The 14,801-nt window shown below is 56.4% G+C and carries 15 protein-coding genes; 6 read left to right on the plus strand and 9 right to left on the minus strand.

From position 1 onward, the window contains the following. Positions 1-61: 61 nt before the first annotated feature. Positions 62-2,848 (plus strand): [glutamate--ammonia-ligase] adenylyltransferase, encoded by a 2,787-nt coding sequence (locus TR2A62_RS02110; RefSeq protein WP_009158791.1) that lies wholly within the window; start codon positions 62-64, stop codon positions 2,846-2,848. Beyond that, positions 2,832-3,110: a hypothetical protein gene (locus TR2A62_RS02115; RefSeq protein ID WP_009160495.1), complete on the plus strand. Its 279-nt coding sequence runs from the start codon at positions 2,832-2,834 to the stop codon at positions 3,108-3,110. Before TR2A62_RS02110 ends, TR2A62_RS02115 begins: the two co-directional genes overlap by 17 nt. Here TR2A62_RS02115 and eda read toward each other — a convergent pair. Next, the gene (eda, locus tag TR2A62_RS02120) at positions 3,107-3,748 is read right to left on the minus strand and encodes a bifunctional 4-hydroxy-2-oxoglutarate aldolase/2-dehydro-3-deoxy-phosphogluconate aldolase (RefSeq protein WP_009157388.1); all 642 of its coding nucleotides are present in this window, start codon (positions 3,746-3,748) and stop codon (positions 3,107-3,109) included. The two genes, TR2A62_RS02115 and eda, sit on opposite strands and share 4 nt — an antisense overlap. A 64-nt stretch (positions 3,749-3,812) precedes the next feature. Continuing rightward, on the minus strand, positions 3,813-5,615 hold the full coding sequence (edd, locus tag TR2A62_RS02125) for a phosphogluconate dehydratase (protein ID WP_009160810.1): 1,803 nt from the start codon (positions 5,613-5,615) through the stop codon (positions 3,813-3,815). Between the two features lie 238 nt (positions 5,616-5,853). On the opposite strand from edd, the gene TR2A62_RS02130 reads away from it, so the two are divergent. Genes TR2A62_RS02130 through TR2A62_RS02140 form a run of 3 tightly spaced genes read left to right on the plus strand, consistent with a single transcriptional unit; the run spans position 5,854 to position 8,241 of the window. Then, positions 5,854-6,462 (plus strand): DUF6778 family protein, encoded by a 609-nt coding sequence (locus TR2A62_RS02130; protein WP_009158403.1) that lies wholly within the window; start codon positions 5,854-5,856, stop codon positions 6,460-6,462. Positions 6,463-6,505: 43 nt separating this feature from the next. After that, a complete protein-coding gene (locus TR2A62_RS02135) occupies positions 6,506-7,702 on the plus strand; it encodes an RSP_2647 family RNA methyltransferase (protein WP_009158727.1) in 1,197 nt (398 codons plus the stop codon). Continuing rightward, the gene (locus TR2A62_RS02140) at positions 7,699-8,241 is read left to right on the plus strand and encodes an RSP_2648 family PIN domain-containing protein (RefSeq protein WP_009158273.1); all 543 of its coding nucleotides are present in this window, start codon (positions 7,699-7,701) and stop codon (positions 8,239-8,241) included. Before TR2A62_RS02135 ends, TR2A62_RS02140 begins: the two co-directional genes overlap by 4 nt. Here TR2A62_RS02140 and TR2A62_RS02145 read toward each other — a convergent pair. The 6 genes from TR2A62_RS02145 to TR2A62_RS02165 all read right to left on the minus strand — a co-directional run bounded on the left by TR2A62_RS02145 (position 8,231) and on the right by TR2A62_RS02165 (position 13,241). Next, on the minus strand, positions 8,231-8,914 hold the full coding sequence (locus TR2A62_RS02145; protein WP_009158144.1) for a M48 family metallopeptidase: 684 nt from the start codon (positions 8,912-8,914) through the stop codon (positions 8,231-8,233). The two genes, TR2A62_RS02140 and TR2A62_RS02145, sit on opposite strands and share 11 nt — an antisense overlap. Before the next feature lie 38 nt (positions 8,915-8,952). Continuing rightward, positions 8,953-10,140 carry a VWA domain-containing protein gene (locus TR2A62_RS02150; RefSeq protein WP_009157689.1) on the minus strand — a complete coding sequence of 396 codons (1,188 nt, stop codon included), beginning with the start codon at positions 10,138-10,140 and terminating at the stop codon, positions 8,953-8,955. A 3-nt stretch (positions 10,141-10,143) separates the two neighbouring features. Continuing rightward, positions 10,144-10,314, minus strand: coding sequence for a hypothetical protein (locus tag TR2A62_RS18665; RefSeq protein WP_009158490.1), 171 nt, complete (start codon positions 10,312-10,314; stop codon positions 10,144-10,146). Then, the gene (locus TR2A62_RS02155) at positions 10,311-11,687 is read right to left on the minus strand and encodes a DUF2927 domain-containing protein (protein WP_369699498.1); all 1,377 of its coding nucleotides are present in this window, start codon (positions 11,685-11,687) and stop codon (positions 10,311-10,313) included. Before TR2A62_RS02155 ends, TR2A62_RS18665 begins: the two co-directional genes overlap by 4 nt. A 5-nt stretch (positions 11,688-11,692) precedes the next feature. Further along, a complete protein-coding gene (locus TR2A62_RS02160) occupies positions 11,693-12,142 on the minus strand; it encodes a GNAT family N-acetyltransferase (RefSeq protein ID WP_040821033.1) in 450 nt (149 codons plus the stop codon). 259 nt (positions 12,143-12,401) lie between these two features. Further along, positions 12,402-13,241 carry a MoxR family ATPase gene (locus TR2A62_RS02165; RefSeq protein WP_040821034.1) on the minus strand — a complete coding sequence of 280 codons (840 nt, stop codon included), beginning with the start codon at positions 13,239-13,241 and terminating at the stop codon, positions 12,402-12,404. A 201-nt stretch (positions 13,242-13,442) separates the two neighbouring features. On the opposite strand from TR2A62_RS02165, the gene dksA reads away from it, so the two are divergent. Continuing rightward, positions 13,443-13,865: an RNA polymerase-binding protein DksA gene (gene dksA / locus TR2A62_RS02170; protein WP_009159140.1), complete on the plus strand. Its 423-nt coding sequence runs from the start codon at positions 13,443-13,445 to the stop codon at positions 13,863-13,865. 57 nt (positions 13,866-13,922) lie between these two features. Here the strand turns inward: dksA and xth are convergent, their stop codons facing one another. Continuing rightward, positions 13,923-14,702 (minus strand): exodeoxyribonuclease III, encoded by a 780-nt coding sequence (xth, locus tag TR2A62_RS02175; protein ID WP_009158123.1) that lies wholly within the window; start codon positions 14,700-14,702, stop codon positions 13,923-13,925. Between the last annotated feature and the right edge of the window lie 99 nt (positions 14,703-14,801).

A 14,801-nucleotide genomic window follows, 5' to 3' on the forward strand; every position in this document is an offset into this window, starting at 1 on the left:
GACGACGCTACGAGGCACGCGCGGAATTGACCAGAGCGAACAGGTGGGCCACGGTCGACCAATGAGCTTTGCCAATCGAATGACCCGCGTGCCACGTGCTTTTGACCCTGACTTGGGGGGCGAAGTCGCGGGGTACTGTGATGCGCGGTTCGATCCGCTGTTGGTGGGGACTGCGGGTTCGTCACCTTATTTGTTGGGTTTGATTAAACGCGAGGCTGATTGGTTGCGTGCCGCGCTCGCCGACCCTGAGGCCGCATTCGAAGACGTGATGGAAGGGATCGAAACGCTGACCGTCTCGGACATGGATGTGGGTTTGCGCGGTGCCAAACGGCGGGTTGCTCTGATCACGGCGCTTGCGGATATCGCGGGTGTTTGGGATTTGTTGGAGGTGACAACGCGGTTGACCCGATTTGCTGACGCGGCGGTTCACCTTGCCGTGCGCCGATTGCTGAGGGCTGAAATCGCGCGGGGCAAGCTGCCGGGTATGACCGAAGATGATGCCGAAACTGGTTCAGGGTATTTTGTACTGGCGATGGGTAAACAAGGCGCGTTCGAGCTGAACTACTCGAGCGACATCGATCTGATTTGTCTGTTTGATGAAACAAAGTATGAGGCGGACGACTATCATGATGTTCGCGCCGCTCTGATCCGTGTCACGCGTCGCCTGACATCAGTCATCGGGGATACGACCAAGGACGGGTATGTGTTCCGGACCGATCTTCGGTTGCGGCCCGACGCCAGTGTGACACCTGTGTGTTTGTCGACCGAAGCAGCCGAAAGGTACTATGAAAGTGTCGGTCGTACTTGGGAACGCGCAGCCTTGATCAAAGCGCGGGTCTGTGGTGGGGATATCACCGCAGGCAATGTTTTTCTGAATACGCTCAAGCCGTTTGTTTGGCGCAAGCATCTGGATTTTGCGGCGATCCAAGACGCCCATGACATGCGGTTGCGCATTCGCGCGCACAAAGGGTTGGGGGGGGCAATCACCTTGCCCGATCACAACATGAAACTGGGGCGTGGCGGCATTCGCGAGATCGAATTCTTTACGCAGACCCGCCAGTTGATCTCGGGTGGGCGCGATCCCCGTTTGCGGGTCAGTGGCACGCGTGATGGGCTGGGTGTGTTGTCACAAACCGGTTGGATCACGTCCGAAATCAGTGAAACGCTTTGGGATCATTACGTCGCACACCGCACGGTCGAACACCGGTTGCAGATGATCCGTGATGCGCAGACCCATACGCTTCCCAAGACGGACGAAGGTTTTGACCGTCTCGCGTGTTTGATGGACACCAATGCCGACGATCTGCGCGACGACATCACAACCCGACTAGAAGATGTGCACCATCTGACCGAAGGGTTCTTTGCCCCAGATGCGCCCACACAAACAGAGGCCGAGGATGATTTCGGGGCCGAGGTGACCGCCCGTTGGCCCAGCTATCCAGCCCTTCGAAGTGATCGTGCTGCGGAACTGTTCCGCCGCTTGCGTCCAGAAATCATGACACGCCTGTCAAAATCGGCGCAACCCGACGAAGCGCTGAACCAGTTCGATGCGTTTCTTGCGGGGTTGCCCGCAGGGGTCCAGCTGTTTTCGCTGTTCGACGCGAACCCGCAACTGATCGATTTGATTGTCGATATTTGTGGTAGCGCGCCCGCACTTGCCAATTATCTCTCGCGCAACGCTGGTGTGTTTGATGCCGTCATTGGCGGCGCGTTCTTTGCACAGTGGCCAGGCCGTGCTGAACTCACGGAAGGGCTGGCAGCCCAACTAGGTGAAATTGGGGACTACGAACGCCAGCTAGATGCCACGCGGCGCTGGTCCAAAGAATGGGCATTTCGCACGGGCGTTCATCATCTGCGCGGCCTTGTAAGCGCGGACGAAGCAGGCGCCCAGTATTCAGATGTCGCCGAGGCGTGCCTGACCGCGCTCTGGCCCGTCGTGGTCGAGGGGTTCGAAGCCAAACACGGCCCGCAACCCGGCCGCGGGGCTGTCGTGCTTGGGATGGGATCCTTGGGGTCGGGGCGGCTACATGCGCGATCTGATCTGGATTTGATCCTGATCTATGACGCCCAAGAGGTAGAGAACTCTGGCGGGCCACGCCCGCTGCAAACCCGCACGTACTATGCACGTTTGACGCAGGCGTTGCTCACAGCCCTGACCGCGCCGATGGCAGAGGGGCGATTGTTCGAGGTCGACATGCGGCTACGTCCTTCAGGGCGCCAAGGTCCCGTTGCGACGTCGTTGGCGTCCTTTACCAGCTATCAGCAGTACGAGGCGTGGACATGGGAACATTTGGCTCTGACACGTGCTCGTGCGGTTGCTGGGAACCTTGAACTGGGGGCCGAGATCGAAACGTTCCGGTTAGAGCTATTGCAAAGCAAGCAAAACGGCACAGAAATCGCAACCGATGTGGCTGACATGCGACGCCGGATCGCACGGGCCAAAGCACCGGACAATGAATGGGACGCCAAGATCGGGGCGGGACGCTTGCAAGACATCGAACTGTTCGCCCAATCATTGGCACTGCGAGCCGGAGACGGGTCTCGTACATTAGAGGCCCAGCTCGATGCAGGTGTCGCATCTGATGCTTTGCAAGCCGCAGACAGGAACGAACTTGTCCACGCCGCTGCCATGGTGTGGAAATTGCAGGCAGCAGCCAAGCTGATTTCCGAAGGTCCATTGGTCCTGACCGAAGCGGGGCAGGGTGCTACCGATTTTGTTTTGTCACAGCTTGGGGCGGAAACGGTGGATGAGATGCGCAAGACGTTGGAACAGGCGAGCACGCAGGCCGATGCTATCATCACGCGCCACTTGGGGCAGCCAACGGAGCATCATGATGAAAAAGGGTGACGGGCTAGACCCCAAAGGGTTGATCTTTGAAAGCTACCGCATTGACGGCATCACCGCTGGTGAATGCCGCTCGATTTTTCTGGATTGGGCGCTGAGCTTGCCCCAAGGGGCAAACCCACGTCCATTGATCACAGATCTTTTGGCGCGCTATGGAACCGATCACGCCCAGCACCCAATGACGGCCGTTTTGACCGAGGGGCTGGCAAGCGCGGGGCCTGCCAAACGCCGCGGTGGGCGTGCAGCGCGGGTCGGGCGCAGTTAGCCTAGTTTGGCCACTGCTTCGCGCGCCAAGGTTTCGATGCCTGCCCAATCACCTGATTTGACCAAGTCGCCAGGAGCGACCCAGCTGCCACCAACACACAGGGTGTTCGGCAGTTTCAAATAGTCAGGTGCGTTCTTCAACGATACACCCCCTGTTGGGCAAAAGCTGATCTGAGGCAGGGGTGCCCCGATCGCTTTGAGCGCTGGTGCGCCGCCATTTGCTTCGGCGGGGAAGAACTTTTGAACTGTATAGCCGCGCTCTAGCAGGCGCATGGCCTCGGACGATGTCGCGGTGCCGGGCAGCAATGGCAGGTCGTTAGCTTCGCATGCATCCAATAGAACGTCTGTCGCGCCGGGCGAGACACCAAAGGTCGCGCCAGCTTCTTTTGCGGCTTCAACGTCTGCTGGGGTCAACAATGTACCTGCACCAACAACGCCGCCTTGGACCTGAGCCATCTCGCGGATCACTTCTAGAGCTGCTGGCGTGCGCAATGTGACTTCGAGTGCGGGCAAACCGCCTGCGACAAGAGCCTGAGCAAGAGGTGCTGCCGTGCTGACGTCATGAACAACAAGAACGGGTACAACAGGCGCCAATAGGCAAATTTCACGGGCGCGAGTGCTGGCGGCTTCAGGTGTCATAATGTGGTCCTCGGATTACGAATGCCGGAGCCTCCGGCGAAAGTTAATTGGTACTTAGGTCAGTTTAGACGACGACGCCTGCACCGTCCTTGGCTTGGCCAACAGTCTGGCGGAACATCTCGAACAATTCACGTCCTACTCCGTTGCCATTGCCCGACAGGTCGGGTTGCGCGCGGGGGCGGTCGGTAAAGTCAGCGTCTACATGCAGCGAACCGCGTGCGATATCGAGAGTGACCATGTCACCGTCTTGAATATAGGCGATGGGGCCACCGTCAGCGGCCTCTGGGCTCAGGTGGATCGCTGCTGGCACCTTGCCAGACGCACCTGACATCCGACCGTCTGTGACAAGTGCGACCTTGAGACCTCTGTCTTGCATAACAGACAACACAGGCGTCAGGCCGTGCAGTTCCGGCATTCCGTTGGATTTCGGGCCTTGGAACCGAACAACAATAATCGCGTCTTCGGTCAATTCACCCGCTTGGAACGCAGCCTTTACGGCGTCTTGGGTGTGGAACACGCGCGCAGGGCCGCTGATCATGTGGCGGCTGGGATCAATTGCCGAAGCTTTGATCACACCAGTGCCGAGCGTGCCTTTGAGCTGGGTCAAGCCACCCTGTGGCTGAAACGGATCCGACGCAGGACGTACGATCCGTTCGTTCAGGCTAACCTTGGCGCCATCGACCCATGTCAAAGTGTCACCGACAAGCTTGGGCTCTTGGGCATACCGGCTAAGACCATCACCGGCGGCGGTTTTAACGTCGTCATGCAGCAAACCTTCTTCGAGCAAGTTGCCGATCATGTAGCCCAGACCGCCCGCTGCATGGAAGTGGTTCACATCGGCCAGACCGTTTGGATAAACCTTGGCCATCAAAGGAATGACAGCAGAAAGGTCCGAGAAATCTTCGAGATCTAAGATCACGCCGGCGGCACGTGCCATTGCGGGCAGGTGCAGAACAAGGTTGGTCGAACCACCCGTCGCCATCAATCCGATAATACCGTTCACGATCGCACGTTCGTCCAGAATATCACTGACAGGGGTATAGTTGTTGCCAAGAGCCGTAATCGCGAGCGCGCGTTCGGTTCCCGCAGCGGTCAAGGCATCGCGCAGGGGCGTGTTGGGGTTCACAAAGCTGGCGCCCGGCAGGTGCAGGCCCATGAATTCCATCAGCATTTGGTTCGAGTTAGCAGTTCCGTAGAATGTGCAAGTGCCCGGACCATGATAGGATGCCATTTCCGACTTCATCAGTTCGGCGCGATCACAATCACCAGTTGCAAATCGCTGACGGACCTTAGCCTTCTCATCATTGGGCAAACCACTGGTCATGGGCCCCGCGGGCAAGAACAATCCCGGGATGTAGCCAAAGGTGGCGGCCGCGATCACAAGGCCCGGCACGATCTTGTCGCAGACACCTAGATAGAGGGCTGCATCAAACGTGTTGTGGCTGAGGCCAACTCCAGCGGCCAGCGCGATAACATCGCGAGAAAACAGGCTTAGCTCCATTCCCGTCTGGCCTTGGGTCACACCGTCGCACATTGCGGGCACACCGCCTGCAACTTGGGCCGTGGCGCCATTCTTGCGCGCTGTTTCCTTGATCATGTCAGGATAAGTGGCAAAGGGTTGGTGCGCCGACAACATATCATTGTAGGCCGTAATGATTCCGACATTGGCGGCCTTTTCTGCAACCAATGCGGGTTTGTCGTCACCCATCGCCGCATAGGCGTGCGCTTGGTTTCCGCAGGTTAGGTGCGCTCTGCGCGGCCCAGCGGCAGCAGCAGCGGCCATCCGGTCTAAATAATCGCCGCGGGTCTTTGCAGATCGCTCGATGATACGTTGGGTCACGTCGTGTACAGTGCTGTTCAGGGTCATTCTCGCCTCATGCTCTGATCTCGCAGTTTGGCTGGGGGTAGCACGCTTGGTTAGCGCTAACAATATGCAATTCCCACTAGATTGAACGAATTGCGGCGAGTATCTGATCTACCTTCTCAACCTTTTCGCGAAATTGAACCAGACTGACCACATGTGTGCCTTGGTTGGTCGCCAAACGTTAACGCAAGCTTAATGAAATCGAAGAGCACCGCGGCCGCATGGCCGGAAAGGCATAACGATGAAACTGATGAAAACTCTGACTGCACTGGCCGTAGCCGCAACTTTGACCGCATGTGGCGGGGTCGATCAGGTGTCGCGTAATGCACCGCTGGATGCAGGCCAGTTGGCCACTCCTCAGGTCGCAATTGCACCGAATTTCACACTCAGCGGCATCAGCGTCGGCATCCCGCAGGATCTGCGCGTTTCCGAAGCAAACCGTTATTATCCTGTGGCTGACATTGTTTGGCGCGGTGATGGGTTGGGCGATCGCAAACAACAGATCGCACGTATCTTCCAAGAAAGCCTCGCAGGGACAGCTTCGCGTATGACTGGTGATCAATCGGTTGATGTCGAGATCACAATCAACCGCTTTCATTCGGTAACAGAAAAAGCGCGTTGGACATTCGGCGGTGTGCACAACATCCGTTTTGACATGGTTGTCCGTGACGCAGTCAACGGTCAGGTTCTGCTGACACGTAACATGAATGCTGACCTTCCGGCGTTTGGTGGCGAGGTGGCTGCACGCGCCGAAGCCGCTGGCGAGACACAAAAGGTGCGCATCACGCGCCACCTCACAGAGGCCATCACAGACGCGCTGATTGCACAGCCTGTCCGCTACGAGAGCTGATCTAGCTCTTTCGCATATGAATTGAACAGGGTAGGAGGGCTGCATGACGCAGTCCTCCTTACCCGTTGTTCGCATGAAACCCAAAACTGACCCCCGCCGCGTGCGGTTCGGGGCGCCTTGGGTTTATTCCAATGAAATGGTGATGGATCGCCGGACCAAAGCACTGGCCCCGGGATCAATCGCAGTGCTCGAAGACGCCGACCGGCGCGAGATAGCCCAAGTCACGGTAAACTCCGGCTCGAAGATTATGTGCCGCGTGATGGAGCGGGACTTGACCGTTCCCGTCGATGCCGAATGGGTGCAGGCCAAGATTGCAAGCGCCTTTGCGCACCGCGACCGCCTCTATGATCAACCGTTCTACCGTTTGGTCCATGCCGAAGGCGACGGAATGCCCGGTGTGATCATTGACCGCTTTGGTGACATCGCTGTTGTTCAGCCGAACGCGGCTTGGGCCGAGGTTATGTTTGACGCACTCGCAGATGCATTGGTTCAGATCGTTGGTGTGACCACTGTGATCAAGAACGGCACCGGCCGCGCGCGCAGTCTCGAAGGCTTGGACGAAGTGATGGAGGTCGCTCTAGGCACCGCACCCACCGCTGCAGTTCCGGTTCAGATGAATGGTGCGACCTATATGGCTGACATCATGGGCGGTCAAAAGACAGGCCTGTTCTATGATCAACGACCTAACCATGCGTTTGTGGCTGGATTGGCGCAGGACGCGGACGTTTTGGATGTGTTTTCGCATGTTGGCGGATTTGGTCTAGCTGCCTTGGCCGCTGGTGCGAAATCAACGCTTTGTGTTGATGGCTCGCAACCCGCTCTTGATCTCGCAGCCCAAGGGGCCGCTGAAATGGGTGTGGCTGACCGCTTTACGGGGACCAAGGGTGATGCGTTCGCAGCGCTCACTCGGTTTGGCCAAGAGGGACGTCAGTTCGACATTGTGATCTGTGATCCACCCGCATTTGCACCATCCCGCGCCGCACTAGAGGCCGGTATGCGCGCCTACGAAAAAGTGGCACGTCTCGCCGCGCCTTTGGTCAAACCAGGTGGGTATTTGGGGCTGTGTTCGTGCAGTCACGCTGTTGATCAATCCAAGTTTTTCACCGCATCGACACGCGGCATTGGTCGCGCCGAGCGTCCTGCACAGCTGATCTATACTGGGACTGCCGGTCCTGATCATCCGTTGCTGCCGCAATTGGCTGAGAGCGGGTATCTCAAGGCGTTGTTCTTCCGTTTATGAGGGTCGTGCTCGACGCATGCGTGCTGTTTCCTACAGTGATGCGTGAGATGTTGATGGGCGCTGCCAAAGCTGGATTGTTCGAGCCTCGTTGGTCGAGCCGTATTCTAGAGGAATGGGCGCTCGCCGCGCGGAAAATTGGCCCCGAAGGCGAGACCATCGCGCGTGGAGAGATTGCAATATTGTCCGCCTATTGGCCCAAAGCCTCTGTCCCCGTGCATCAAGGGCTCGAAGCGCGGCTCTATCTGCCGGATGAAAACGATATTCACGTGCTGGCCAGCGCGATCCACAGTTCGTCTGATGCGATCGTCACGATGAATGCCAAGGATTTCCCGCGCAACATTCTGTCAGAAGAGGGCGTCGAGCGCCGTGACCCTGATGGGTTCCTTTGGGCCCTATGGTCTGATCACCCAGACGAAATTCAACAGGTTGCAGACGCTATTTTGAACGAAGCACGCCGTCTGTCTGGCGAGGATTGGACGATGCGGAAACTGTTGAAAAAGGCGCGACTGCCACGTCTGGCCAAGGCGCTTACGAGTTAACCCATTTGTCGGCGTTTGCATCAATTGCAGCAATACGATCCTCGGATTTTGGATGGCTCATCAGCCATGCTGGGCTTGCACCTCGCGCACCGGTCAGTTTCTCAAGCTTGGTAAACAGCGATTTTTGCGGCTCCACGCCGATTCCTGCTTTGATCATGAGGGCGCTGGCATAGGCGTCGGCTTCGTATTCATCGCTTCTCGACAAACGTGCGGCCAGCAGGCTCATCAATCCGTTTGCAATCATGGGCCCAACAAAAGGGACAAATCGCGAAATCACCATCGCGATGGCTGTTCGCATCGCGTTCTGTCCCGAAAAATCGATCATTCGGCGGCGTGCGTGTCCTAGCGCGACATGGCCCAACTCGTGCGCGATCACGCTGGCCATTTCTTCGCCAGTGACCTGACCCTGACGGTATTTGTCATAGAACCCACGGGTGATGAAAATGCGTCCGTCGGGAGCGGCCAGCCCGTTGACCGGCTCGATCTCATAGAGATGCACCTTGATCCGGTTGATCCCCAGAGCCGCGGCCATCTGGTCGCACAAAGCCCGCAAACCTGCATCCGCCAACTCTGTCGATTTGGCGTTTAGTTCTTTGGCGGTGCGCCACATGGAAAAGCGGTACATCGCGAGGCCGTAGAGCACGGCGAGCAGGATGGGGGTAAACTTGAGCATGACTTATATATGGGGTGATCTGGGGCAGGGGCCAAGCCCTATCGGCTCAATTGCCGCATACCACGTTCAATCCCTTGTAATGTCATTGGTACCATCCGGTCCGCGCCAAAGATTTCTTGGATCATGCCGATCGAATGGGTGTACTGCCAATAGCGTTCGCCCAGTGGGTTGATCCACATATGATTTGCCCAGTGATCGCGCGCGCGGCCTAGCCAAACCGATCCGGCCTCGGCATTCCAATGCTCGTTTGCACCGCCCGCATAAGCGATTTCATAGGGCGACATGCTGGCATCACCGACAAAGATGCATTTGTAGTCCGATCCGTAGGTGCGCAGCACTTCGTGGGTGTCGATCTGCGCATCCCAACGGCGATTGTTGTCCTTCCACACGCCTTCGTAGAGACAGTTGTGGAAATAGAAGTATTCGAGATGTTTGAATTCGGCCCGCGCGGCACTGAACAGCTCTTCGACCACGCGAATATAGGGGTCCATCGATCCGCCAACATCAAGGAACAGCAGAACCTTGACCGCGTTGCGCCGCTCGGGGCGGGTTTGGACATCTAGATAGCCATGCTCAGCCGTCGCACGAATTGTGCCGTCTAGGTCCAGTTCGTCCGCTGCACCGTCACGCGCCCAACTGCGCAGACGCTTGAGCGCGACTTTGATGTTGCGTGTGCCCAGCTCGACGGTGTCGTCTAGATTGCGAAACGCCCGCTTGTCCCAAACCTTGGTCGCGCGTTGGTGGTGGCTCTTGTCTTGGCCGATGCGAACACCCTCAGGATTGTAGCCATAGGCACCAAAGGGCGAGGTCCCCGCGGTGCCAACCCATTTGCTACCACCCTGATGACGTTTCTTTTGCTCTTCTAGGCGTTTCTTTAATGTTTCCATTAGCTTATCAAATCCGCCCAAGGCTTCAATCTCGGTTTTTTCAGCGTCGCTTAGATGCTTTTCTGCCATCTTTTCCAACCAATCGGTAGGAATATCGACGGCCTCCATGACCTGCTCGTCCGTCAAGCTTTCTAATCCTTCGAACGCAGCCGAGAACGCTCGGTCGAACCGGTCGAGATGCCGTTCATCTTTGACCATGATGGTGCGGGCGAGGTAGTAAAATTCGGTGGTGTCATAAGTCACCAACCCCGATTTTACACCGTCCAGAAAACTAAGGTATTCGCGCAGGCTGACAGGGATACCACCGGCTCTGAGGGTCTTAAAAAAAGGCAGAAACATCGCTTAGAACATCTGGCGATCAATAAAGATCACGAGGAACAGACCAATCAGGCCCAGCAAAATCGCGCATGTCGCTGCGTATTGCAGGACATCCAGCATTTTACCGCCTTTGATTTTTGCAAACAGCCCGCCAAACAGCGCACCCAAAACAAGACCACCAATGGGAAAGATCATAGACCTGATGCGGCTCCATTAAACGGGTTCAGCTCTTGTACTTCTCTAAGCCGTGCCCGCACGTTGCGTTCCGAACCAAAGCCGTATCGCGCCCAGCCCAGACTGTCCAGACGGACCTGACGTGCTTCGTCTATGCGTCCGGTCAGCTCTAGCGCTTCTGCGCGGAACATCATCAACGTGGCCAGTAGGGCGGCGTTTTCGTGATGGGTCGCAACGGGAATTGCACGGTTCACAAGCTCGAGCGTCAGCAGCCCGTCACCTGATGACAGCGAAAAGGCCGCCAACTGCACCGCAACATGTGCGGAATGCAGTCGGGTGTTGCTGCTTTGGGCGTAGATATTGTTCGCCGCTTGGAATGATGCCAACGCGACTTCTGGCTGGTTGCCAACTTGTAGACGACCAAAGGCGAAATGCGCAAAGCCACGACGCGAGCCATCCCAACCAAATGCGCGGGCAAGCCCGACAGCAGTGGCGGCAGATGCACGGCGTTTGGCAGGGCTCGCACCATTGGCAAGTGCTGCTTCCATCGCTTCGATCCAATCGCGAGACGTGTCGTTAGAGGGCCGACCTCCAGAACGGTCGCCCGCTGGATTGATCCGTGACAGCAATCTAGGCAGTTGTACCGCAGAGTTGCCGCGCGTCATGCCGTTGGACAGCTCTGGCGCGTAATAAGCACGCAAAATCAGCATATCAAACGGCGTCAAAACCGCATGAATGTTGTCGTCGTTAAAGACTGAGTCCGGCAAACGGTATAGATCGTTGAGCGGCCCGAGCGCTTGGGCCAGCTCCTCGTGCAGGCAGTCACGAAGCTCTTGGGGGCTGGTGTCGGATGGCACAAAGATCGCCACACGGTCGCGACGGTTCAATGTTGTCCAATCAACCTGCGGCGAACGACGCGCCGATTTGAATTCTTCCCACGACGACACGCGCGGAACGACAAAACACGCTGCTGACGGCACGGCGCGCTGTAACTCGGCGCGGGGTAGGGCATGGATCGTGATGCTCGCAGATTCGGATGTTGTGTAAAAAATATCGATGCCAGCTTCTGATCTGATGCGCCCCAGCAGGCGGCGCAAATCAGGGCCAAGACTTGCAGGTGTCGCACCTGTCGCACGAACAGAGATCGGTCCATCGAAGCGGGTCATCACTGGGATGGCTCGGCCGCTTTCCATTCTGAACGCCAGATCAAGAAAATCCTGAGCGATTTCGCTGTTGGGACGGCTCGCTATGGCGGGTGCCCTGTTCGCAAAGGTTTTCATCGGTGGCAATGCCGACACCGTCGCCAGATTGGCGGCACGTGCAGGGATTGTGTTGTTCGGGATCGGGGTGCAGGACGCGAGGAACGCGACCAAAGGCACCATTAGAAGTCTCATCCGCTTCATGCTGCTGCCCTCTGATATGTTACAAAGGGGGTCAGATTGGCGACGCGGTCATACAATTTGCGTGCCTGAGCGTTGAAATCTTGGGTCAGCCAATAAACCGTGGGTGTTCCAGCGCTGTCTCCAGCTGAATAAACAGCCTCGATCAATGCATGGCCAACGCCAGCGCCGCGAACGGATGGGTCAGCATACAGATCTTGCAGGTAGATGACGTCTTCGATTTTCCAGCAGTGGCGATGCGTCAGGAAATGCACCAGCCCAACTGGTTTGCCGTCGACCCACGCCAGAAACCCAGCAAAGTCACGATCATCATCGCCCAAAAGGCGTTCAAAGGTTTTGTCATAGACGTCCGACGAAACAGTCGTTTCGTAAAACTCTAAATAGGCCGTCCACAACTCATACCACGCAGACCTGTCCTCTGCGCGAATTGGGCGGATATCGACCGGCATTTTTGCCTTGGTCAAAACGCTCTCCTCAATAGCTCAGTCAGTTCCTGCCTGTCGACTGAGGCTGGCGTAGGGTCAGAATTGGGCGGTTGCGTGTCCAACCCACACCAGCCCACTCATAACGACGCGGAGAAGTGCGAAAATCACCTGTAAAGCGAGTGGAACACACGCTTTCGAATCAGGCGTGGTCAAAAAGACTCACACCGATTGTTGGGGTTTCTCAATATGTTGGGGTGTGTGTAGCTTGGGCTACCAAAATTCGTTAACGTTGAGATCGCGCCATAAACGCAAGCCGTTCGAACAAATGAACGTCTTGTTCGTTTTTAAGCAGGGCACCATGGAGTTTCGGCAGCGCATTCGCACCGTCGCGCTTGAGGTCTTCTGCACTCAGATCTTCGGCCAGCAACAGCTTTAGCCAATCCAAAACCTCGGACGTCGATGGCTTTTTCTTAAGCCCAGCGGTGTCGCGCAGTTCGTAAAACAGGGTGAGGGCCGTCGTCAAAAGAGTCTCTTTGATGCCTGCGTGGTGCACTTCGACGATTTTACGCATCGTATCGATGTCTGGGAATTGGATGTAGTGAAAGAAACAGCGCCGCAAAAACGCGTCCGGAAGCTCTTTTTCATTGTTGGATGTGATGATCACGATTGGGCGAATGTCTGCGCGCACGGTTTCGCCGGTCTCATAGACATGGAATTCCATTTGATCCAGTTCCTGCAACAGATCATTTGGAAACTCGATGTCAGCCTTGTCGATCTCATCAATCAGAAGAACGGTTTTTTCTTTTGCAGCAAAGGCTTGCCACAGTTTTCCTCGTTTGATGTAGTTGCCGACATCATGCACGCGCGCCTCGCCCAATTGGCTGTCACGTAAACGGCTCACAGCGTCGTATTCATACAAACCCTGCTGGGCCTTTGTGGTGGATTTGATGTTCCATTCGATCATCGGCACCCCGAGCCCAGCGGCAACCTGACGGGCGAGTTCGGTTTTGCCGGTGCCCGGCTCGCCTTTGACCAACAAAGGACGCTCTAGGGTCACAGCGGCGTTGACCGCCACAGTCAGATCGTCGGTCGCCACATAGCTGGCAGTTCCATCAAAACGCATTTTTGCACCCGTCATCGATAAATCATTGGTGTGTATGACATTTCTTTGATTGCCCAATAGGTCAAGGGATTTTGAACGCAATTGATACTTTTGGGGCGTGACAGTCGGTCCGAACGGCGGTATTGAGCGGCCAACTAAGGGGGGGAGCGGATGACAAAAAGCCTAAAACCATCTGCCCCAAGTGTAAGTGAGGGAGCCACAATGAACGCTGAAGTTTTTTTGCCTGACGACTACAAGCCTGCCGAGAACGAACCGTTTATGAATGATCGGCAATTGGCCTATTTCCAGCGCAAGTTGTTGGATTGGAAGGCTGATCTGGTGTCCGACAGCAAAGATACCATCACTGGTCTGCAAGACGGCACACGCAACATTCCTGACGTAGCTGATCGTGCATCCGAGGAAACTGACCGCGCTCTTGAATTGCGTACACGTGACCGCGCGCGGAAGCTGGTTGGCAAAATCGACGCTGCCCTGCGCCGTATTGACGAAGGTGAGTTTGGGTACTGCAGCATCACTGGCGAGCCGATCTCGCTAAAGCGTCTGGATGCCCGTCCTGTCGCCACCATGAGCCTCGAGGCGCAAGAGCGTCATGAGCGTCGCGAAAAAGTACACCGTGATGACTAAACGTAGGTTTGCTGAAGAATTCAAAGCGCGTCAGATCATTCTGGCGCGCTTTTTTGTTCAGGCTGCGAGTTCGACCCAGACCGGTACGTGGTCTGATGGTTTTTCCCGACCACGAATTTCTGCATCGATCTTGCATTCACGCAGCAGGTCCGCACATTGCGGCGTCAGCAGGAAATGATCGATACGAATACCGTCGTTCTTGTTCCATGCACCGGCCTGATAGTCCCAGAACGAATAATGCCCCGGCCCATGGGTGCGCGCACGAAACGCTTCGGTATATCCCAGATTTACAATCCGGCGCCATGCGGCCCGGCTCTCTGGCCGAAAAAGCGCATCTTCACGCCAGACTTGTGGATTTGCGGCATCTTCGGCCTGGGGAATGATGTTGAAATCACCTGTGATCAACGCGAGCTGTTCTTCGGCCAATAAATCCTTGGCACGCGTCAGCAGCCGCTCCATCCAGCTGAGCTTGTATTCGTATTTCGGACCAGGAACCGGATTTCCGTTTGGCAAATACAATCCGCATAGCCGGACGGCCTGTTCGCCTACAACTGTTGCCTCGATCCAGCGGGCCTGTTCGTCCTCATCATCGCCCGGTAGGCCACGCTGCACATCCTCAAGCGGCAGCTTTGACAACATTGCAACGCCGTTGAAGGACTTTTGCCCATGGGATTCAACGTTATAGCCGCGCTCTTCGAACAGCTCGCGAGGGAAGTTTTCGTCAACTGATTTGATCTCTTGCAAGATCGCGACGTCAGGCTGCGCCTCGTCCAGCCAGTCTGGCAGGGCGTTAATTCTCGCTTTGATTCCGTTGATGTTGAACGTGGCGATTTTCATGGCAGTCCCCGATCCGTGTTCCGTCAATTTTGACTGAACAGAACGGACCATACAACCAGTATTCGGTGGCTTTGCCCCCCCAAACATAACAAAGGACCG

This window comes from Thalassobium sp. R2A62 (genome assembly GCF_000161835.1).
Lineage (GTDB): Bacteria > Pseudomonadota > Alphaproteobacteria > Rhodobacterales > Rhodobacteraceae > Thalassobium.